This window comes from Pseudomonas sp. UYEF17 (genome assembly GCF_040546125.1).
GTDB classification, from domain to species: Bacteria; Pseudomonadota; Gammaproteobacteria; order Pseudomonadales; family Pseudomonadaceae; genus Aquipseudomonas; species Aquipseudomonas putida_Z.
In genome coordinates, this window is record NZ_JBEPNE010000007.1 from 219,823 (window position 1) to 241,266 (window position 21,444).

The following is a 21,444-nucleotide window of genomic DNA, read 5'->3' on the forward strand; positions in this document are numbered from 1 at the left end:
CCGGCCCCTGCCGGGTATAAGCTTGGCGTTTTGGCATGACGCGAGGCGGCAAGGATGTTTCTCAGTGAGCTGTATCGGTACCCGGTGAAGTCGGGGCAGGCGCAACGCCTGCAGGCTTCACCGGTGGGATTGCTGGGGTTGCAGGGTGACCGGCGCTGGATGGTGGTGGAGGAAGAAAACGGACGCTTCCTTACCCAGCGCGCCTGGCCTCAGCTAGGCCAGATCAAGGCTAGCGATGATGACAGCGGCCAGTTGCTGCTGGAAGCACCTGGGCAGGCACCGTTGCGGGTGCCTGTGCCGCCTGCCGATGACGCCCTGCGCGGCGTGACCATCTGGCGCGATACCCTGCGCGTGCCGGATGCGGGCGATGCGGCGGCGGCCTGGCTGAGCCAGCTGCTGGGCAAGGCCGTGCGCCTGGTGCATTGCCCGGAGCAGCGTGCGCGTTACCTGCCCAATGGCTATGGCTTCAACAGTGACCGGGCGGCGTTCCCGGACGGTTTCCCGTTGTTGCTGATCGGCCAGGGTTCGCTGGACGAACTCGAGCGGCGTATCGGACGCCCCATGGAGATGCTGCGCTTTCGGCCCAACCTGGTGGTGCAGGGGGCTGAACCGTTTGCCGAAGATGGCTGGAAGCGGATTCGTATCGGCACCCTGGAGTTTCGCGTGCTCAAGCCCAGTGTGCGCTGCATCTTTACCACCATCGACCCGGCTACCGGCGAGCGCAGCGAGGACCGCGAGCCGATGGCCACGCTCAGGACCTTCCGTGAGAAGGAGGGGGATGTGCTGTTCGGGCAGAACCTGGCGGTGGATGGCAGTGGGTGGTTGGAGGTAGGGATGAAGGTCGAAATCCTGGAGTAGCTGTGTTGCCTGTTCCAGCCTCTTCGCGGGCTTGCCCGCTCCCACAGGTACTGCACCGCATTCAAACCCGGTGCAATACCTGTGGGAGCGGGCAAGCCCGCGAAAGGGCCGGCACAGGCTCAGTAGCAATCACATGTCATCGAAATACCGCTCGTGCCAATCCACCAGCGGCTGCGGCGAGTTCAGCTTCTGCCCGTAGATCACCGAATACGACAGCACGTTCTGCACATACTGGCGCGTTTCGTCGAACGGGATCGATTCCACCCACACATCGAAGCTCAGGTGCTTGGCGCCTTTGAGCCACTGCCGCACGCGCCCGGGCCCGGCGTTGTAGGCTGCCGAAGCGAGTACCCGGTTGCCGTTGAACTGGCTGTGCACCTGGCTCAGGTAGGCCGCACCCAGCTGGATGTTCTTGTCCGGGTTGAGCACTTGCGCCGGGGATGCCAGCGGGATGCTGAACTTGCGCGCGGTTTCCTTGGCCGTGGCCGGCATCAACTGCATCAGGCCGCTGGCACCCACCGGGGAACGGGCATCCTCCATGAACGCGCTTTCCTGGCGGGTAATGGCGAATACCCAGCTTGAATGCAGGCCGCGGACCTTGGCCTCGCGCACCAGGGTGTCGCGGTGCGCCATCGGGAAGCGAATGTCCAGGTCGTCCCAGTACTGCGCCTGGCTGATGGTGCGAATGGCCGGGAAGTACCAGCGCAGGTCGTAGCCCAGGCGCGCCTGGGCGACCATTTCGTCGCGGGTGAAGTGGCGGCTGACGTGGTACCACTCGCGGCGGCCTTCGACGATCTGGCCGCGGGCGTGGAACTCCAGGGCACGGCGGATGCCCGGGGTGTTGCGTACCTTGTTGACCAGCTGCGGGCTGAGCACCAGCGGCTTGTTGTTCAGCTGGTAAGGGGTCTGTGCCCGGTCGGCGGCGAGGAAGCCGTAGAAGTCACGCTCACGCGCCACGGTCTTGTACAGCAGCGGGATCTGAGGGTTGTTCGGCTGTGCCAGCTCCAGGCTGCGCGCCTGCCAGTACTTCCAGCGGCTGCTGCTGGCCAGGTCCTGGGGCAGGCGGCGGGTCAGTTCGTAGGCGTCTTCCCAACGGCCCAGGCGCAGCAGCAGGCGCAGGCGCCATTCGCTGACGGTGTTGTCACGCAGTTCGGGGTCGTAGCGGGTCATCAGGTCGAGTGCGCGCGGGTCGTAGCGGCGCGCCAGGGTCAGGCCGATCTCACGGGCGATGGCCACCTTCTCGTCACGGGAAAAGTGCATGCGCTGGGCGTAGTCGTCGAGCAGCGCCATGGCCCGCTCCGGGTCCTGCCGGGCCAGGCGGCGCAGGCCGAGGCTGACCACGTCGGACATGGCTTCGTTGACCGGGGTGAAGCGCGACGGCTGGTTGAGCAGCTCGGGTTTCTGCGCCACATCGACCAGCAGGCGCCCCTGCGGGGCGAGGGTGGTCAGGGTCTTGACCAGGTTGTTGGCCAGGCCGTAGTTGCGCGCCTGGGCCGCCAGCTTGGTGCGTTGCCAGCGCTTGGCCTCGGTCAGCTGGCCCTCGGCCGCCCACATGCCGAACAGCGTGTCGCAGGTGGCCGGCTGCGACTTGCCGACGTTCCACAGTTTGTCGGCCGTGGCAAAACCTTCGGCGCGCAGGCCGTGGCTGAGCTGGTACTGGCCGTTGAGGCAGTCCAGTTCGGTGAAGTTGAGCTTGGGGTCGTAGTACTTGGCGAAGGTGTTCCATTCGCCGCGTTCGGCCAGCCAGCGCAACCAGCGCAGTTTCATCCAGTTGGCCTGGGGCAGGTCGCCATGCTTGGCGAGGAAGCCTTCGATTTCCTGGTTGCTGGCGGTTTTCAGGCGGGCGGTGAGTTCGTCGTAGGCCAGGTAGGGCGTCAGCGGGTAGTCGCTGAGGGCCTGGGCATAGCGCAGGTACGGGCCTTTGTCGCCTTTGGCCAGCGCGCGCTTGGCCTCGTCATAGTACTGGCGTTGCAGGGAAAGGTCGGCGGCCTGCGCCGCGCAGGTGGCGGCGGTGAGCAGCAGGCAGGATGCAATATGTAACAGGCGGCTGCGCATGATACGTCCGGGCAGTTGAACCATGGGGAAGTGACGGCGGAGCCAGCACTGTTGGAAGCTATTGCCTTAGCTTAGCTGTTTGCCGGCGGCGGGTGAAAGCACTGTGCTTGTATCGGGATATTAAGTTCGACCAGATGTCGCAAAGGCCTCGCCGGTTGGCCAGGCGGATGCCGTCGAGGGCCAAGTCAGGTAGAATGCGCGCCCGATTTATGGAGACCAACATGACCCTGCTCAAATTCAGCGATGTGTCCCTCGCATTCGGCGCCATGCCGCTGCTGGACAAAGTGTCCTGGCAGATCGCTCGTGGCGAGCGGGTGTGCATCATCGGCCGCAACGGCACCGGCAAGTCGAGCATGCTGCGCCTGGTCAAGGGCGAGCAGAAGGGCGACGACGGCGAAATCTGGCGTGCCCCGGCCCTGAAGATCGGCGAGCTGCCGCAGGAACTGCCGGTGGCCGACGAGCGCACGGTGTTCGATGTGGTGGCCGCAGGCCTGGATGGCGTGGGCGAGTTGCTGGCGCAGTTCCACCACCTGAGCCTGAACATCCAGGGCGATGAAGACCTGGAAAAACTCATGCACGTCCAGCACGAGCTGGAAGCCCGTGACGGCTGGCGCCTGCAGCAGGTGGTGGAAAGCACTCTCAGCCGCCTGCAGCTGCCGGCCGACAAGACCCTGGCCGAACTGTCCGGTGGCTGGCGCCGCCGCGTGCTGCTGGCCCAGGCGCTGGTGTCGGAACCCGACCTGCTGCTGCTCGACGAACCGACCAACCACCTGGACATCGGTGCCATCGCCTGGCTCGAAGAGGCCCTGCGCGGCTTCAACGGCGCGGTGCTGTTCATCACCCACGACCGTTCCTTCCTGCAGAACCTGGCCACCCGCATCCTCGAACTGGACCGCGGCGGCCTGATCGACTGGAACGGCGACTATGCCAGCTTCCTGGTGCACAAGGAGGCCGCGCTGGCCGCCGAGGAAACCGCCAACGCATTGTTCGACAAGCGCCTGGCTCAGGAAGAAGTGTGGATCCGCCAGGGCATCAAGGCTCGCCGCACCCGCAACGAAGGCCGCGTGCGCGCGCTGAAGGCCCTGCGCGTGGAGCGCAGCGAACGCCGCGAGCGCCAGGGCAAGGCCAATATCCAGATCGAGGCGGCGGAAAAGTCCGGCAAGCAGGTGATGGTGCTGGAAAACGTCAGCTTCCATCACCCCGACGGGCCTGTGCTGGTCAAGGACTTCTCCATGGTCCTGCAGCGTGAGGACCGCATCGGCCTGCTGGGCGCCAACGGTACCGGCAAGACCACCCTGCTCAAGCTGATGCTCGGCGACCTGGAGCCGACCACCGGCAAGGTCGAGCGCGGCACCAAGCTGGAAGTGGCCTATTTCGATCAGATGCGCCACCAGCTCGACCTGGAAAAGACTGTTATCGACAACCTGGCCGAAGGCCGCGACTTCATCGAGATCGACGGCCAGAACCGCCATGTGCTGAGCTACCTGGGCGATTTCCTGTTTAGCCCTCAGCGTGCCCGTACGCCGGTCAAGGCGCTCTCGGGTGGCGAGCGTGCTCGGCTGTTGCTGGCCAAGCTGTTCAGCAAGCCGGCCAACCTGCTGGTGCTTGACGAACCGACCAACGACCTGGATGTGGAAACCCTCGAGCTGCTCGAGGAGGTGCTGTCCAACTACAAGGGCACCGTGCTGATGGTCAGCCACGACCGGGCCTTCCTCGACAACGTCGTCACCAGCACCCTGGTGTTCGAAGGCGAGGGCAAGGTGCGCGAATACGTCGGTGGTTACGAGGACTGGATTCGCCAGGGTGGCTCGCCGAAGCTGCTGGGCGTGACCGAGAGCAAGGGCGGCAAGTCCGAGCTCAACAGCGCGGTGGTGGAGAAGCTCGAGGCCAAGCCGGCGCCTGCGCCTGTTGCAGAGGTGGCCGATGGTTCGAAGAAGAAGCTCAGCTACAAGCTGCAACGTGAGCTGGAAATGCTGCCGGGGCAGATCGACGAACTGGAGCAGCGCATGGCCGAGGCCCAGGAAGAAGTGAATGCGGCGGGCTTCTATCAGCGGCCGATTGCGGAAACCTCGGCAGTGCTGGCCAAGATCGAGAAGCTGCAGGGTGAGCTGGATGTGCTGGTGGAGCGCTGGGCCGAACTGGAAGGCTGATCGGCGTTAGCCTGGCCCGGCCCCTTCGCGGGTTCACCCGCGAAATGGCCGGGACAGGTTGAATCATTCCTTCTTCTGCAACCGCACCGCCAGTACATCGCACGGCGCACCATGCAGCACGTCATTGGCCGTGGAGCCCAGCAGCAACGCCAGGCCATGACGGCCATGGCTGCCGACAACGATCAGGTCGCACTTCTGGTCCTTGGCCAGCTGGTGGATTTCCTGGCGCGGCTGGCCATAGGTCAGGTGCGAGTCGCCGCGGTGGATGTCCGGGTATTTGTTGAACAGGCGGTCCATGCGTTCCTTGGCCTGGTCGAACTGCTGTTGTTGCAATTGCGACAGGTCCATCGGCACGTCACCGCCAAACGCCATGGCCATCGGCTCGACGATGTGTACCAGCGAAACCTTGGCATTCGACGGTGCGGCCAGCGCCATGGCACGTTTGATCACCGGGTCGCATTCCTCGGTCAGGTCGACGGCGACCAGAAGATGTTCGTAGGACATGAGCGGAACTCCTGACAATCGCGATAGAAGAAGTATGGTCGCTTTCGGGCGGGTCTTCCGTGAAAAATGGCTAACCAGCTCATTTGCAACGTTTTATGGGAACTACAGATATGACGGTATTGCTGGTGGTGTCAATCCTCGCGCTGATTCTCAGCCCGCTTTCCTGGTTGCGCACCTCGCGCAAGCAGAGCGAGCAGATGAAGCTGCGCCTGGAGGCTCGGCGCATGGGTTTGGCCATGCAGCTGGCGCCGCAGCAGTGGCCGCACTGGCTGGAAAAGGAGCCGCCAAGCCCGTGCCCGCAATACCACCGGGCACGTCGCCGCGGGCATGATGACAGCTTCAGCTTCTGGCAGATCACCCCGGGAGTGTGGTGGAACCAGTGGCGTGAGCCCTGCGCGGACCCACGCTTCATGGAGGCCCTGGCGCGCTTGCCGGCGAGTGTCTACAAGGTCGAGGCCGATGCCCGGATGATCGCGCTGTACTGGACCGAGCGGGGCGATACGGCTGTGTTGCAGGATATTGCCCACGTCCTCGAAACCCTGGCCTGAAACCTGTTTTGCACGGGCCCTGTAGGAGCGGCCTTGTGTCGCGATCGGGCTGCGCAGCAGCCCCTGAGATATCAGAGAAAAGCAAAGATTGCCGGGGCTGCTGCGCAGCACAAGGGTATGCGGCGCTCTTTAAGCCTCTATAACGACAAAGCGGCGGCTTGGCCGATCCCCTGAAGGGGTGGGGTGCCAAGTCGCCGCTTTGCGTTCTGCTGCGCAGAAAAGGCCAGGCAGGCCGGGTATGCATTCAAGCAAGTGCCAGTGTAGCCGTTCGAGGTCGCCGCGCAAGGCAAAAGCTGCAGCATTCTCCTGCGGCTCATGGTCAATCGCCGACATGAATGGTCAGCAATCACTGTCATCATGTTTTGTACCAAGACGCTACAAAATGACCGGAAAGTCGTGTTTTCACCTTGCTCGCGAGCATTTGACAACGCCGATCTTTTCGGAGAATGTGTGCACACCCAAATCAAACGGGCGTATGAATTGAGCGTTTGTATGTCATGACGCCAAGCCATACTTCCGACTAGCGCGCTGACGGGTGTGCCTGGGGCAGGGCAGCTAGGCCTGCTTTTGCTGCAGCGATCGGCGTGTACTGTTCAGCTTCCATATCGTGGAGATCAGTTGATGATTTACGAAGGTAAAGCCATCACGGTTAAGGCTCTTGAAAGTGGCATCGTCGAGCTCAAGTTCGACCTCAAGGGTGAGTCCGTCAACAAGTTCAACCGCCTGACCCTGAACGAACTGCGCCAGGCCGTCGATGCCATCCAGGCCGACGCCTCGGTCAAGGGCGTGATCGTCAGCAGTGGCAAGGACGTGTTCATCGTCGGCGCCGACATCACCGAGTTCGTCGACAACTTCAAGCTGCCCGAGGCCGAACTGGTCGCCGGCAACCTGGAAGCCAACCGCATCTTCAACGCCTTCGAAGACCTCGAAGTGCCGACCGTCGCCGCCATCAACGGCATCGCCCTGGGCGGCGGCCTGGAAATGTGCCTGGCCGCCGACTACCGGGTCATGTCCACCAGCGCCAAGATCGGCCTGCCGGAAGTCAAGCTGGGTATCTACCCGGGCTTCGGTGGTACCGTGCGCCTGCCGCGCCTGATCGGTTCGGACAACGCCATCGAGTGGATCGCTGCCGGCAAGGAAAACCGTGCCGAAGACGCCCTGAAAGTGGGTGCCGTCGACGCCGTGGTCGCGCCTGAACTGCTGATGGCCGGTGCCCTTGACCTGGTCAAGCGCGCCATCAGTGGCGAGCTGGACTACAAGGCCAAGCGCCAGCCCAAGCTGGAAAAGCTCAAGCTCAACGCCATCGAGCAGATGATGGCCTTCGAAACTGCCAAGGGCTTCGTCGCTGGCCAGGCCGGCCCGAACTACCCAGCTCCGGTCGAAGCCATCAAGACCATCCAGAAGGCTGCCAACTTCGGCCGTGACAAGGCCCTGGAAGTCGAAGCCGCAGGCTTCGCCAAGCTGGCCAAGACCTCGGTTGCCGAGAGCCTGATCGGCCTGTTCCTCAACGACCAGGAACTCAAGCGCAAGGCCAAGGCGCATGACGAAATCGCCCACGACGTGAAGCAGGCCGCCGTGCTCGGCGCTGGCATCATGGGTGGCGGCATCGCCTACCAGTCGGCGGTCAAGGGCACCCCGATCCTGATGAAGGATATCCGCGAGGAAGCCATCCAGCTGGGCCTGAACGAGGCCTCCAAGCTGCTCGGCAACCGCGTCGAGAAGGGCCGCCTGACCCCGGCCAAGATGGCCGAGGCACTCAACGCCATTCGCCCGACCCTGTCCTATGGCGATTTCGCCAATGTCGACATCGTCGTCGAGGCCGTGGTCGAGAACCCGAAAGTCAAGCAGGCCGTGCTGGCTGAAGTGGAAACCCAGGTGAAGGACGATGCGATCCTCGCTTCCAACACCTCGACAATTTCCATCAACCTGCTGGCCAAGGCGCTCAAGCGCCCGGAAAACTTCGTCGGCATGCACTTCTTCAACCCGGTGCACATGATGCCGCTGGTGGAAGTCATCCGTGGCGAGAAGTCCAGTGAAGTGGCGGTCGCCACCACCGTGGCCTACGCCAAGAAAATGGGCAAGAACCCGATCGTGGTCAACGACTGCCCGGGCTTCCTGGTCAACCGCGTGCTGTTCCCGTACTTCGGCGGCTTCGCCAAGCTGGTAAGCGCCGGTGTCGACTTCGTGCGAATCGACAAGGTCATGGAAAAGTTCGGCTGGCCGATGGGCCCGGCGTACCTGATGGACGTGGTCGGCATCGACACCGGCCACCACGGCCGCGACGTGATGGCCGAAGGCTTCCCGGACCGCATGAAGGACGAGCGCCGCTCGGCCGTTGACGCACTGTACGAGGCCAACCGCCTGGGCCAGAAGAACGGCAAGGGCTTCTACGCCTACGAAACCGACAAGCGCGGCAAGCCGAAGAAGGTCGCCGACGCCAGCGTGCTCGACGTGCTCAAGCCGATCATCTTCGAGCAGCGTGAAGTCACCGACGAAGACATCATCAACTGGATGATGATCCCGCTGTGCCTGGAGACCGTGCGCTGCCTGGAAGACGGCATCGTCGAAACCGCCGCCGAAGCCGACATGGGCCTGGTCTACGGCATTGGTTTCCCTCCCTTCCGCGGTGGTGCGCTGCGCTACATCGACTCGATCGGTGTGGCTGAATTCGTTGCCCTGGCCGATCAGTACGCCGACCTGGGGCCGCTGTACCACCCGACCGCCAAGCTGCGTGAAATGGCCAAGAACGGCCAGCGCTTCTTCAACTGAGCGGTCAACGAGCTAGAGCGAGAGATTTGATATGAGCCTGAATCCAAGAGACGTCGTGATTGTCGACTTCGGTCGCACGCCGATGGGCCGCTCCAAGGGTGGCATGCACCGCAATACCCGCGCCGAAGACATGTCGGCGCACCTGATCAGCAAGCTGCTGGAACGCAACGACAAGGTCGACCCGAAAGAAGTCGAGGACGTGATCTGGGGCTGCGTCAACCAGACCCTCGAGCAGGGCTGGAACATCGCCCGCATGGCCTCGCTGATGACCCAGATCCCGCACACCTCCGCGGCGCAGACTGTCAGCCGCCTGTGCGGCTCGTCGATGAGCGCGCTGCACACCGCCGCCCAGGCGATCATGACCGGCAACGGTGATGTATTCGTGGTCGGTGGCGTGGAGCACATGGGCCACGTCAGCATGATGCATGGCGTCGACCCCAACCCGCACCTGTCCTTGCATGCCGCCAAGGCTTCCGGGATGATGGGCCTGACCGCGGAAATGCTCGGCAAGATGCACGGCATCACCCGAGAGCAGCAGGACCTGTTCGGCCTGCGTTCGCACCAGCTGGCGCACAAGGCCACGGTCGAAGGCAAGTTCAAGGACGAAATCATCCCGATGCAGGGCTATGACGAGAACGGCTTCCTGAAGGTGTTCGATTTCGACGAAACCATTCGCCCGGAAACCACCCTCGAAGGCCTGGCGTCGCTGAAGCCGGCGTTCAACCCGAAAGGCGGTACCGTCACTGCCGGTACCTCGTCGCAGATCACCGACGGTGCGTCGTGCATGATCGTCATGTCCGGCCAGCGCGCCATGGACCTGGGTATCCAGCCATTGGCGGTCATCCGTTCCATGGCGGTGGCTGGTGTCGACCCGGCGATCATGGGCTACGGCCCGGTGCCATCGACCCAGAAAGCCCTCAAGCGTGCTGGCCTGACCATGGCCGACATCGACTTCATCGAGCTCAACGAAGCCTTCGCTGCACAGGCCCTGCCAGTGCTGAAAGACTTGAAAGTACTCGACAAGATGGATGAGAAGGTTAACCTGCACGGCGGCGCCATTGCCTTGGGCCACCCGTTCGGTTGCTCCGGGGCACGGATTTCCGGCACCCTGCTCAACGTCATGAAGCAGAATGGCGGTACCCTGGGGGTGGCGACCATGTGCGTCGGCCTCGGCCAAGGTATCACCACTGTCTTCGAACGCGTCTGATCGCGTAGCGGGACAGCGACCGGGGCCTTGTGCCCCGGTTTTGTTTTTTACAGGTTTTATTCAAAAGGGTGGGCAACATGCAGATACAACCAGGCGTATACCGGCATTACAAAGGGCCTGAGTACCGTGTCTTCAGTGTTGCGCGGCACTCTGAAAGCGAAGAGTGGATGGTGTTCTACCAATGCCTGTATGGTGATTACAGCTTCTGGGTACGGCCACTTTCGATGTTCCAGGAGTCCGTCGAGGTTGACGGCGAGCAGGTGCCACGCTTTGCTTTGGTCAAGGCCGAAGAGGGGCTGCCCGGGTTGCTGGGCAAGTCGCACGAGTGATAGTCCGAACTTGACCTCACACTTTTGCCACTATATATAGCGGTGCCGCGTCTGGCACCTGACGCGTTTTTCATCTTCAGATTCAGGAATACTCCGATCCATGGGCAAATCGCTGGTCATTGTGGAATCCCCGGCCAAGGCCAAGACCATCAACAAGTACCTGGGCAACCAGTACGTGGTGAAGTCGAGTATCGGCCATATCCGAGACCTCCCCACCAGCGGTTCGGCCAGCGCCAGCAAAGAGCCAGCCGCCAAGCGTGGCAAGGCCGCGGGTGAGGCTCCGGCCCTGTCGCCGAAGGAAAAGGCCCGCCGCCAGCTGGTGGCACGCATGGGCGTCGACCCCGACCACGGCTGGAAGGCCAAGTACGAGATCCTGCCTGGCAAGGAAAAGGTGATCGAAGAGCTGCGCCGCCTGGCGAAGGATGCCGACACCATCTATCTCGCAACCGACTTGGACCGCGAAGGGGAAGCCATTGCCTGGCACCTGCGCGAGGCCATCGGCGGCGACGACACCCGCTACAAGCGCGTGGTGTTCAACGAAATCACCAAGAAGGCCATCCAGGAAGCCTTCTCGCAGCCGGGCGAGCTGGATATCGACCGGGTCAACGCGCAGCAGGCGCGGCGTTTCCTCGATCGCGTGGTCGGCTACATGGTTTCGCCGCTGCTGTGGGCCAAGATCGCCCGTGGCCTGTCCGCCGGCCGTGTACAGTCGGTGGCGGTGAAGCTGGTGGTGGAGCGCGAGCGCGAAATCCGCGCGTTCATCCCGGAAGAGTACTGGGAAATCCACGCCGACCTCGGCACCGCCAAGAACGCCAAGGTGCGTTTCGAAGTGGCACGCGAGAAGGGTGAAGCCTTCAAGCCGCTGAACGAAGCCCAGGCCATGGCCGCGCTGGAGAAGCTCAAGGCTTCCAGCTACAGCGTGGTCAAGCGCGAAGACCGCCCGACCAGCAGCAAGCCGTCGGCACCGTTCATTACCTCCACCTTGCAGCAGGCCGCCAGCAACCGCCTGGGCTTCGGTGTGAAGAAAACCATGATGATGGCCCAGCGCTTGTACGAAGCCGGCTACATCACCTACATGCGTACCGACTCCACCAACCTGTCGGCCGACGCCCTGGACATGGCGCGCAGCTACATCGAGCGCGAGTTCGGCAAGCAGTACCTGCCCGAGGCACCGCTGGTGTACGGCAGCAAGGAAGGCGCCCAGGAGGCGCACGAAGCGATTCGTCCTTCCGACGTGAATACCCACCCGAGCAAGCTCACTGGCATGGAGCGCGACGCCGAGCGCCTGTACGAGCTGATCTGGCGCCAGTTCCTGGCCTGCCAGATGCCGCCGGCGCAATACCTGTCCACCAGCGTCACCGTGGCCGCAGGCGACTTCGAGCTGCGTGCCAAGGGCCGTATCCTCAAGTTTGACGGTTACACCCGTGTGCTGCCGCAGCAGAGCAAGCCTGGCGAAGACGACGTGTTGCCGGAAATGGTCCAGGGTGAAGCGCTGAAGCTGATCCAGATCGACCCGAGCCAGCACTTCACCAAGCCACCGGCGCGCTTCACCGAAGCCAGCCTGGTCAAGGAAATGGAAAAGCGCGGTATCGGCCGCCCGTCGACCTATGCGGCGATCATCTCGACCATTCAGGACCGTGGCTATGTGACCCTGCACAACCGCCGCTTCTATTCCGAGAAGATGGGCGACATCGTCACCGAGCGCCTGTCCGAGAGCTTCTCCAACCTGATGGACTACGGCTTTACCGCCGACATGGAAGAGAACCTCGACGACGTGGCCCAGGGCGAGCGTGACTGGAAGAACGTGCTCGACGAGTTCTACGGCGACTTCAGCAAGAAACTGCAGACCGCCGAGTCCAGCGAAGACGGCATGCGCGCCAACCAACCGACCATGACCAACATTCCGTGCAAGGAATGTGGCCGGCCGATGATGATCCGCACTGCCTCCACCGGCGTGTTCCTCGGTTGCTCGGGCTACAGCCTGCCGCCGAAAGAGCGCTGCAAGGCCACCGTCAACCTGGTGCCGGGCGACGAGATTGCCGCCGACGACGAGGGCGAATCGGAATCCCGTGTGTTGCTGGGCAAGCACCGTTGCCCGATCTGCGCCACGGCGATGGATGCCTACCTGCTGGACGAGAAGCACAAGCTGCACATCTGCGGTAACAACCCGGATTGCGCCGGCTACGAGATCGAGGAAGGCAACTACCGCATCAAGGGTTACGAAGGGCCGAGCCTGGAGTGCGACAAGTGCGGCAGCGAGATGCAGTTGAAGACTGGCCGCTTCGGCAAGTTCTTCGGTTGCACCAACCCGGCGTGCAAGAACACCCGCAAGCTGCTCAAGAGCGGCGAGGCGGCGCCACCGAAGATGGACAAGGTGGACATGCCAGAGCTCAAGTGCGAGAAGGTCGACGATACCTACGTGCTGCGTGATGGCGCTTCGGGGCTGTTCCTGGCCGCCAGCCAGTTCCCCAAGAATCGCGAAACCCGCGCACCGCTGGTGCTGGAGATCGTGCCGCACAAGCATGAGATCGATCCGAAGTACCACTTCCTGTGCGATGCGCCGCAGAAAGACCCGGAAGGCCGCCCGGCGGTAATTCGCTACAGCCGCAAGACCAAGGAGCAGTACGTGCAGTCCGAGGTTGATGGCAAGCCGACCGGCTGGAAGGCGTTCTACGACGGCAATGCGTGGAAGGTTGAAGACAAGCGCTGATTCTTCATCAGTCTCTGACCTGCGCGCGCCCTTGTAGGAGCGGCCTTGTGTCGCGAAAGGGCTGCAAAGCAGCCCCAGGATTTCAGCGCAGATGCACAAATTGCTGGGGCTGCTTTGCAGCCCTTTCGCGACACAAGGCCGCTCCTACAGCTGACCGCGTTAACCGGTCAGGCGGGCAAGCCCGCGAAGGGGCGCAAAGCGGCCCCAATCATTTATGATGAGGCTATCCGCCTTGCAGCCTTAGGGAGGGCACTGAAATGGCCCAGGAACTCTACACCCGCACCAATCAGAAACTGTTCTTTGCCGGCCTCGCCCTGGAGTCCATGGCCAAGGCCGAACAAAGCCAGGCCATGAATGCCCAGGGCCTGGTCCAGGCCGAGCGCGAGTCGGCGTTGTTCCATCTCTACGGCGCACTAATGGGCCTGTGTCATGAAATTGGTGGCTTCTACCGCCTGCCAGTTGTTGCAACGGTCGAGCAAGCACTGGCCGACGATGCCCTGAACGGCATCGCCATCCCGGAAGTGGCCGAGCTGCTGGAGCTGGCCCGCCAGCGCGAAACCTGGCTGGCGCAAATGCTCAGTGCTTATGCCGATTTGTTCCGACCACCGGTCGCGAAAAAAGCGCCAAAAACCGACGTCACCCAGCCATTGATCCAGGCGGTCAATCTCGATGAGCCCGAGCATCCGGCGCTGTCGCGTGCCGAACTGGAAAGCTGGCGCAGCAACCTCAAGGGCCTGGTGAGACGTTTCCGCGACGCGTTGAGTGAGTGCTGATAGCTGCTACGGCTGGTACAATACTGGCCTTTCGCGGAGAACTGCCATTTATGTCTACGTCGTTTCTGGAAATTGTCGAGTTGCCTGATGGCCGCATCGAACTGCGTCGCGCCGAGGATGAGGGCTCTCTGGTAACCCTGGATTTCTCGGAAGACGCCAAGGCGTTCCTGCAGGGTCAGCATGTGGAAGTGGCCAAGGCCATGCTCAGCGTGGGCGTGCAGATGGCCGGTCGCCTGATGGATGGCGAGCTTGAGCGTGATGAAGGGCCGCGTGTGCTGCACTGAGGTGCAGCAGGGCATCAGGTTTCATGCAATGACAGGCAAAGCCTGAACATCAGCCGAGGCGGATGTTCAGGCTTTGTGCGTTTCCGGCACCGGCAGCGCGCAGCAATTGCTGGCGTGCAGTGGCGTTGACGTTGCCCAGCCAGCTGACCACAGTGTGGCTGCGGCCCAGGCGCAAGGCTTCGCAGGCCAGTTGAAGCGGGCTCTGATTGCCGCGAGGTTGCAGCAGCAGGATGCGTTCACGGTTGAGCCCGGCATCGCGCAGCCAGGCCTGGGTCAGGCTTGACGGCGGGGCGATCAGGGTCAGCCAGCGGGTTTCGTCCTCTTCGCTCAGTTCGCGCAGCACCGGTGCCAGCAGGCTTTGGCAGTGCCCGGGGGCTCCGCGCAGCGACAGTTCGCTGAACAGCTCGGGCTGGCTGCTCTTGCGCGCCACTTCGCTGGTTTTCAGGCCAGGCAGTACGGGCTGGGCGAGGAATGCTTCGAACAATGGCAACTGGGCTTGCTCGGGTGCGTGAATGAACTGCTGCATGACGCCTCCTGGATCAGCGGCGAATGACGCCGACGCTCAAGCCCTCGATCACCAGCTCCTGTTCTTTCAGGTCGACTTCGATGGGGGCGAATTCGGGGTTTTCGGCAAGCAGCCAGACCTTGCTGCCTTCGCGCTTGAAGCGCTTGACGGTGACTTCGTCGCCGATGCGGGCTACGACGATCTGGCCGTTGCGGGCTTCGCGGCAGGTGTGTACCGCCAGCAGGTCGCCATCGAAGATGCCGACATCCTTCATGCTCATGCCGTGTACGCGCAGCAGATAGTCGGCCTGGGGGTGGAAGAAGTCGGGGTTGATGTTGCAGGATTGCTCGATGTGCTGTTCGGCAAGGATCGGCGCACCAGCGGCAACCCGGCCGATGATTGGCAGGCCGCTTTCCTCGGCCTTGGCTTCCAGACCGGGGATGCGAATACCACGGGAGGCGCCCGGGGTCATCTCGATCGCGCCTTTGCGGGCAAGGGCCTTGAGGTGCTCCTCGGCGGCGTTGGGCGACTTGAAGCCCAGCTCCTGAGCGATCTCGGCGCGCGTCGGCGGGAAGCCGTTGTCTTCCAGGCAACGCTTGATGAACGCGAGAATTTCGGCTTGGCGTGGCGTCAGTTTCAACATGGTGAGCGCTCTGTCTTTTTGTACAGTGACTGGGATTATATACAGTACTGGATGCGCTGCAAGCCAAAACCTGCAATAAACAGCAGCAATGGCGCTTGCAGCCGCCCGCATGGCGCTTTTAAATGGCGACCGGCCGGTCACCGAGCCTTGACAGAAGCAGGGCTGAAACGTATGTTTCAAACACCTGTTTGTCTGGCGGAGTAGTCGGAGTAGTCATGGCCCAATCGGAAACCGTTGAACGCATTCTCGATGCTGCCGAGCAGCTGTTCGCGGAAAGGGGGTTCGCAGAAACCTCGTTGCGGCTGATTACCAGCAAGGCCGGGGTCAACCTGGCGGCGGTCAACTATCACTTCGGCTCCAAGAAGGCCCTGATCCAGGCAGTGTTCTCGCGCTTCCTCGGGCCGTTCTGCGCCAGCCTCGAACGTGAGCTGGAGCGGCGCCAGGCCAAGCCAGAGCACAAGCCGAGCCTCGAAGAGCTGCTGGAAATGCTGGTCGAGCAGGCTTTGGCCGTGCAGCCGCGCAGCAACAACGACCTGTCGATCTTCATGCGCCTGCTGGGCCTGGCCTTCAGCCAGAGCCAGGGCCACCTGCGGCGTTACCTGGAAGACATGTACGGCAAGGTGTTCCGCCGCTACATGCTGCTGGTCAACGAGGCTGCACCGCGCATCCCGCCGCTGGAGCTGTTCTGGCGCGTGCACTTCATGCTTGGCGCCGCCGCCTTCAGCATGTCTGGCATCAAGGCCCTGCGGGCGATTGCCGAGACCGATTTCGGCATCAACACCTCAATCGAGCAGGTAATGCGCCTGATGGTGCCGTTCCTGGCTGCGGGCATGCGTGCCGATAGCGGTGTTACCGACGACGCCATGGCCACCGCGCAGTTGCGCCCGCGCACCAAGACCAGCGCAGGCGCCTCCACCGCCAAGGCCTGAAGGCTGGGCGGGGCAGGGCGCTTCGGCTAAGCTAGCGCCCATGCCCGACCTCGACTTCCTGCACATTTCCCTCGCTGACCAGTGCCTTTATGGCTTTGCCGATGGCCAGCTGCGCTTGCGCGTGCCGGTTTCCACGGCGCGCAACGGCGCCGGCGAGCGCAACGGCTCGGGTTGCACGCCGTGTGGCATGCACCAGGTGCGGGCGAAGATCGGTGCGGGCTTGCCGCTGAATGCGGTATTGGCCGGGCGGCGCTGGACCGGCGAGGTGTGGTCACCGGCCTTGCATGCGCAATGCCCCGGCCGGGACTGGATCCTTACCCGCATTCTCTGGCTCAGCGGCTGCGAGCCGGGTGTCAACCGCCTGGGTGCGGTCGACACCTTCCGCCGTTATATCTACTTGCACGGCACCCCGGATACGGAACCCATGGGCGTAGCGCTGTCCCATGGTTGCATACGCCTGCGCAACACCGATTTGCTAAGCCTGTTCGAGCAGGTGCCGGCCCATTGCCCGGTGCGCATCGAGCAGGCCGCCTGCCCCCAGTGGGCTTCTCTCAGTCTTCAATGAAGGATTACCCATGACTGTCAGCCTGCAAGGCTCCCTGATGGTGGATATCGCCGGTAAATGGCTGACCGCCGAAGACCGTCACCTGCTGCGCCAGCCTGAAGTGGCCGGCCTGATCATCTTTGCCCGCAACATCGACAGCCCGCGCCAGGTGCGTGAACTGTGCGCGTCGATCCGCGCCATCCGCCCCGACCTGATCCTGGCGGTGGACCAGGAGGGCGGCCGCGTGCAGCGCCTGCGCCAGGGCTTTGTGCGCCTGCCGGCAATGCGTGCGCTGGCCGACAATGACAACGCCGAGTACCTGGCCGAGCAGTGCGGTTGGTTGATGGCGACCGAGGTGCTGGCGGTTGGCCTGGACCTCAGCTTTGCCCCGGTACTCGACCTGGACCACCAGCGCAGCGCCGTGGTGGGCAGCCGCGCCTTCGAGGGTGACCCGCTGCGCGCCACGCAACTGGCCGGGGCGTTCATCCGTGGCATGAATGCAGCGGGCATGGCGGCTTGTGGCAAGCACTTCCCGGGGCATGGCTGGGCCGAAGCGGATTCGCATGTGGCCATTCCCACCGATGAGCGCAGCCTCGAACAGCTGCGCCAGGCCGACCTGGTGCCGTTCACCCGCCTGAGCGGGCAATTGGCGGCAGTGATGCCGGCGCATGTCATCTATCCGCAGGTCGACAACCAGCCGGCTGGCTTCTCGCGGCGCTGGTTGCAGGACATTCTGCGTGGCGAGCTGGGCTTTGACGGGGTGATCTTCAGTGATGACCTGTCAATGGCGGGTGCGCATGTGGTCGGGGACGCGGCCAGTCGGATCGAGGCGGCGTTGAGCGCTGGCTGCGACATGGGCCTGGTGTGCAATGACCGGGCGGCGGCGGAGCTGGCGTTGAGTGCGGCGCAGCGGATGAAGGTTAAGCCCTCGCAACGGATTGCGCGGATGCGTGGGCAAGGGTTTGCGCGGACGGATTATCGCCAGCAGCCGCGGTGGCTGGAGGTGTTGGGGGCGTTGCGGGAGGCGCAGTTGGTCGATTGACCGCGACGGCCCCTTCGCGGGCACGCCCGCTCCCACAGGTGCAGCGCGGGTTTCGAAATTAGTGTTGTACCTGTGCCGGCCTCTTCGCGGGTGAACCCGCTCCCACAGGTACAGCACCGCCCTTGAGGGCACTGATATCCCTGTGGGAGCGGGTTTACCCGCGAAGGGGCCGGTACAGGCAGCACAACAGCCTGAAAAGCAGCGCTGTACCTGTGGGAGCGGGCGTGCCCGCGAAGAGGCCGGTACAGGCAGCGAAGGATTCTAGGCTACCGCCCGCGCTTCCCCGGCAGCGGCGCAAACAGCGCTTCGATCTCTTCATCCCCCAGCCGCCATTGCCCGGCCTGCCCGCCATCCAGCAGGCTCGCCGCCAGCGCCGCCTTCTCCTGCTGCAACAGCTGGATCTTTTCTTCCACTGTCCCCCGGGTGATCAGCTTGAACACGAACACCGGCTTGTCCTGGCCGATGCGGTAGGCGCGGTCGGTGGCCTGGTTTTCGCTGGCCGGGTTCCACCAGGGGTCGAAGTGGATCACCGTGTCTGCGGCCGTCAGGTTCAAGCCCACGCCACCCGCCTTGAGGCTGATCAGGAACACTTCGCTATCACCCTGCTGGAACTGCTGCACCGGCGTGCGCCGGTCGCGGGTGTCGCCGGTCAGCAGGCTGTAGCGGATCTTGCGCTTCTCCAGCTCCTGCTCGATCAACGCCAGCATCGAGGTGAACTGCGAGAACAACAGCACCCGGCGCCCTTCGCTCAGCAGCTCTTCGAGCATTTCCAGCAGCGCGCCCAGTTTGCCCTTGTCGGCCTGGTTGCCTTTGCTTTCTACCCCTTTGACCAGGCGCAGGTCGCAGCATACCTGGCGCAGCTTGAGCAGGGCGTCGAGGATGATGATCTGGCTGCGCGCGGCGCCATTGCGGGCGATTTCATCGCGGACTTTCTTGTCCATGGCCACCCGCACGGCCTCGTAGGTGTCGCGCTGGGCATCGCTAAGCTCGACCCAGTGCACCATCTCGGTCTTGGCCGGCAGCTCGGTGGCTACCTGCTCCTTGGTGCGGCGCAGCAGGAACGGGCGGATGCGGCTGGCCAGGTGGGCCATGCGCTCGCTGTCGCCGTGACGCTCGATCGGTGTGCGGTAGTCCTGGTTGAAGCGCTTCAGGTCACCCAGCCAGCCAGGCATGAGGAAGTGGAAAATCGACCACAGCTCGCCCAGGTTGTTTTCCATTGGCGTGCCGGTCAGGCAGACGCGCTGATTGGCCCGCAGCTCGCAAACCGCGAGGGCGGCCTTGCTGGTGCTGCTCTTGATGTTCTGTGCCTCGTCCAGCACCAGCACATGCCAGGCCTGGGCGCGCAGGTGCTCGAGGTCGCGCGGCACCAGGGCATAGGTGGTCAGGACCAGGTCGTATTCGTGCAGTTTGGCGAAATGCTTGCTGCGCCCCGGGCCTTGCAGGGCCAGCACGCGCAGCCCGGGGGCGAAGCGCTGGGCTTCGTCCAGCCAGTTGGGCACCAGGCTGGTCGGCATAACCGCCAGGGCCGGTGCGCTCAGGCGCCCGGACTGTTTCTCCAGCAGCAGGTGTGCCAGGGCCTGCAGGGTCTTGCCCAGCCCCATGTCGTCGCCGAGGATGCCGCCGGTGCCCATCTCGCGCAGCGCCTGTAGCCAGTTCAGGCCTTGTTGCTGGTAAGGGCGCAGGCTGGCCTGTAGCCCGGACGGCGGTTCTACCTGCAAGTCACGGGCATCGCGCAGGCGACGGCCCAGGTCGCGCACATGCTCGCCACCCTCCCAATGCAGGGGCAGGCCGTCGATGTCGTTCAGGCGTGAGGCATCGGCACGGTCCAGGCGCAGGGACGGGCCTGCGGCGTCTTCGTGCAGGTACAGTTCGCCCAGGGTGCCCATCACTGCCTTGATGCGGCCATAGGGCAAGGCAACGCGCAGGGCCGGGGCATCGAGGCGGCCACGGTTGAGGTCGATCAGCAGGTGCTCGTCGTCACTGCGCCGGGCCAGTTCGCTGGGGCGCAGCAGCTCCGGGTTGCTGCGCAGCAGTTGCAGCACGATCGGCAGCAGGCTGTGGCGCTGGCCATCGACCACGATGCCTAGCTCCAGGTCGAACCATTCATGGCCGGGCGCTTCGTCGATGGTGGCGTACCAGTCGTCCACTTCCTGCAGGTTGAAGGCGAAGTCGCGGTGGATGTCGATGTTCCAACCGGCTTCGCGCAGGCGCGGCAGGCCTTCGCGGGCAAAGCGCAGCCAGGCTTCGTCGTCGGGCAATTGGTACATTTCGCCGGCGCTGTCGGGTAGCGCCTTGCTCTGTCGGGTGGCCGCCTTGAAGCCGAGGTCGCGCAGGGCCTTGCGCAGCACCTGCTCGGCCTGGGGCTGGCGACGGATGCGCTGGCTGGTGTCGTCGACCAGGCGGGTCAGCGGCTTGTCGTCGCTGCCGGTGGCGCGCAGGCCGTCGTAGTCGAATGCCAGCGCGGCACGGTGTTGCATCTGCCGTTGCATGCGACCGGTCTTGGGCATGTAGGCGCTGAATTCGAGACTGCCCAGGGTCAGTCTGCCTCTTGGTGCGAGGTCGTCGATTTGCTTGGTGCTCACGGCTGTGGGGGTGGGAACCTGGCGGTTCAAGGCGTTCAATCGATGACTCAAGGGGACGACCAGGTGCTCGGGAACAATAGGCGCGCGCGCGAGCTGGCTGGCAATGAAAGGGTCGAGGTCATGGCGCAGCTTGCCGGTCTGGTGCGAATGCCTGTCGACATAGTGCATGGGCTCGATGGGCAGCACCTGTAGCTGCTGGTGACCATTGTGGTACCAGGCGCCTCGGTAGCTGCCATTGTCCAGCCTGACCCAGCGGAACTCGGCATGCAGCTCCGGCCCGGGGGACAGTGGCGCAGCATCGTCTTCGAACAGAAGGCGACCAGTGGCCAGGGCGTAGCCGTAAAGCTCCGCGCCCTGTTTGCCTTCCAGTTGCACAATGGGTGTCATCGTCTTGCTGCGGGCATCGATCAGGCGCAACAGCCGCGCATCGTCCTCGGTGACGTAACGGGGTGTGTAGTAGATCATCTCGGGCATCGAAGTGATGCGACCGATCTTCAGGCTGCCGTCTGTTTGCCGGGTGCCTTTGATCGGTTCGAGCCGACAGTGCTCATGATCCATGTGGATACGGTAATAGATTGCCGGGCCTTTGCGCGCGGGCTCGTGGGGGGCTGCGGGTTGCGACGGTGACTCGAGTGCCTGGACCCACAGGTTGAGGTCCGGTGGCAGCGACAGCGCGGCTTGCTCCGGCGGGGCCGCGGCGTCAAGGCCATCGTTACCGTCCTGCAGTTGCAGCAGCGCCGCAACGCAGTGCTTGCAGTTGAGCGCGACCGGGCAGGTGCAGCGTCCGAACACGCGCAAGTCACCGTGGTTGACCACCAGCTGGATGTTCTGCTGGTAAGTCTGGCCTGCCGAGCCCTTGCAGGTTGCCTCGACCTTCGGGCCATGCTTCGACAGGATGCGCGTCCGCTCTTGCGCCGCATAATTGCGGCCTCGTGCCAGTGCACCGGCCTCGAAGAAGTCGACCCAGTCCGGATAGGCTCTTAGCAGTTGCTGCGCATCACCGTCGCTCACA

General features: G+C 63.5%; 17 protein-coding genes. 12 read left to right on the forward strand and 5 right to left on the reverse strand.

Annotated features, from left to right (window positions below; translation table 11 throughout):
* The first annotated feature begins 54 nt into the window (after window positions 1–54).
* On the forward strand, window positions 55–858 hold the full coding sequence (locus ABIB24_RS14075; protein WP_137163339.1) for an MOSC domain-containing protein: 804 nt from the start codon (window positions 55–57) through the stop codon (window positions 856–858).
* A 129-nt stretch (window positions 859–987) separates the two neighbouring features.
* Here the strand turns inward: ABIB24_RS14075 and ABIB24_RS14080 are convergent, their stop codons facing one another.
* A complete protein-coding gene (locus ABIB24_RS14080) occupies window positions 988–2,913 on the reverse strand; it encodes a transglycosylase SLT domain-containing protein (protein ID WP_025338321.1) in 1,926 nt (641 codons plus the stop codon).
* 221 nt (window positions 2,914–3,134) lie between these two features.
* Here ABIB24_RS14080 and ABIB24_RS14085 point away from each other — a divergent pair, with 221 nt between their 5' ends.
* Window positions 3,135–5,063 (forward strand): ATP-binding cassette domain-containing protein, encoded by a 1,929-nt coding sequence (locus ABIB24_RS14085; RefSeq protein ID WP_137163340.1) that lies wholly within the window; start codon window positions 3,135–3,137, stop codon window positions 5,061–5,063.
* 63 nt (window positions 5,064–5,126) lie between these two features.
* Here the strand turns inward: ABIB24_RS14085 and ABIB24_RS14090 are convergent, their stop codons facing one another.
* Window positions 5,127–5,567, reverse strand: a complete 441-nt coding sequence (locus tag ABIB24_RS14090) for a universal stress protein (RefSeq protein ID WP_013971709.1) — start codon at window positions 5,565–5,567, stop codon at window positions 5,127–5,129.
* A gap of 110 nt (window positions 5,568–5,677) precedes the next feature.
* On the opposite strand from ABIB24_RS14090, the gene ABIB24_RS14095 reads away from it, so the two are divergent.
* From ABIB24_RS14095 to ABIB24_RS14125, 7 genes are all read left to right on the forward strand, one after another.
* Window positions 5,678–6,115, forward strand: a complete 438-nt coding sequence (locus tag ABIB24_RS14095) for a hypothetical protein (protein WP_274079399.1) — start codon at window positions 5,678–5,680, stop codon at window positions 6,113–6,115.
* 621 nt (window positions 6,116–6,736) lie between these two features.
* The gene (fadB, locus tag ABIB24_RS14100) at window positions 6,737–8,884 is read left to right on the forward strand and encodes a fatty acid oxidation complex subunit alpha FadB (RefSeq protein ID WP_137163341.1); all 2,148 of its coding nucleotides are present in this window, start codon (window positions 6,737–6,739) and stop codon (window positions 8,882–8,884) included.
* 31 nt (window positions 8,885–8,915) lie between these two features.
* Window positions 8,916–10,091 (forward strand): acetyl-CoA C-acyltransferase FadA, encoded by a 1,176-nt coding sequence (fadA, locus tag ABIB24_RS14105; protein ID WP_013971712.1) that lies wholly within the window; start codon window positions 8,916–8,918, stop codon window positions 10,089–10,091.
* Between the two features lie 77 nt (window positions 10,092–10,168).
* Entirely contained in the window at window positions 10,169–10,420 is a 252-nt protein-coding gene (locus ABIB24_RS14110) for a DUF1653 domain-containing protein (RefSeq protein ID WP_023661154.1), read from the forward strand.
* 100 nt (window positions 10,421–10,520) lie between these two features.
* The gene (gene topA / locus ABIB24_RS14115; RefSeq protein ID WP_025338324.1) at window positions 10,521–13,130 is read left to right on the forward strand and encodes a type I DNA topoisomerase; all 2,610 of its coding nucleotides are present in this window, start codon (window positions 10,521–10,523) and stop codon (window positions 13,128–13,130) included.
* A 257-nt stretch (window positions 13,131–13,387) separates the two neighbouring features.
* Window positions 13,388–13,903, forward strand: a complete 516-nt coding sequence (locus tag ABIB24_RS14120; RefSeq protein WP_274079400.1) for a DUF6586 family protein — start codon at window positions 13,388–13,390, stop codon at window positions 13,901–13,903.
* Window positions 13,904–13,953: 50 nt separating this feature from the next.
* Entirely contained in the window at window positions 13,954–14,187 is a 234-nt protein-coding gene (locus ABIB24_RS14125; protein ID WP_004376430.1) for a hypothetical protein, read from the forward strand.
* Window positions 14,188–14,236: 49 nt separating this feature from the next.
* Here ABIB24_RS14125 and sulA read toward each other — a convergent pair whose 3' ends face one another.
* Both sulA and lexA read right to left on the reverse strand, forming a co-directional pair.
* A complete protein-coding gene (sulA, locus tag ABIB24_RS14130) occupies window positions 14,237–14,713 on the reverse strand; it encodes an SOS-induced cell division inhibitor SulA (protein WP_025338326.1) in 477 nt (158 codons plus the stop codon).
* Window positions 14,714–14,726: 13 nt separating this feature from the next.
* A complete protein-coding gene (gene lexA, locus ABIB24_RS14135; protein ID WP_004376420.1) occupies window positions 14,727–15,335 on the reverse strand; it encodes a transcriptional repressor LexA in 609 nt (202 codons plus the stop codon).
* 215 nt (window positions 15,336–15,550) lie between these two features.
* On the opposite strand from lexA, the gene ABIB24_RS14140 reads away from it, so the two are divergent.
* The 3 genes from ABIB24_RS14140 to nagZ are packed head-to-tail and all read left to right on the forward strand — an operon-like array spanning window position 15,551 to window position 17,850.
* Window positions 15,551–16,264: a TetR/AcrR family transcriptional regulator gene (locus ABIB24_RS14140; protein ID WP_025338327.1), complete on the forward strand. Its 714-nt coding sequence runs from the start codon at window positions 15,551–15,553 to the stop codon at window positions 16,262–16,264.
* Window positions 16,265–16,304: 40 nt separating this feature from the next.
* On the forward strand, window positions 16,305–16,829 hold the full coding sequence (locus ABIB24_RS14145) for a L,D-transpeptidase (RefSeq protein ID WP_274079401.1): 525 nt from the start codon (window positions 16,305–16,307) through the stop codon (window positions 16,827–16,829).
* Window positions 16,830–16,851: 22 nt separating this feature from the next.
* Window positions 16,852–17,850 (forward strand): beta-N-acetylhexosaminidase, encoded by a 999-nt coding sequence (gene nagZ, locus ABIB24_RS14150; RefSeq protein WP_354316695.1) that lies wholly within the window; start codon window positions 16,852–16,854, stop codon window positions 17,848–17,850.
* A gap of 266 nt (window positions 17,851–18,116) precedes the next feature.
* On the opposite strand, the gene ABIB24_RS14155 is transcribed toward nagZ, so the two are convergent.
* A complete protein-coding gene (locus tag ABIB24_RS14155) occupies window positions 18,117–21,443 on the reverse strand; it encodes a DEAD/DEAH box helicase (RefSeq protein WP_274079402.1) in 3,327 nt (1,108 codons plus the stop codon).
* Window position 21,444: the final 1 nt, after the last annotated feature.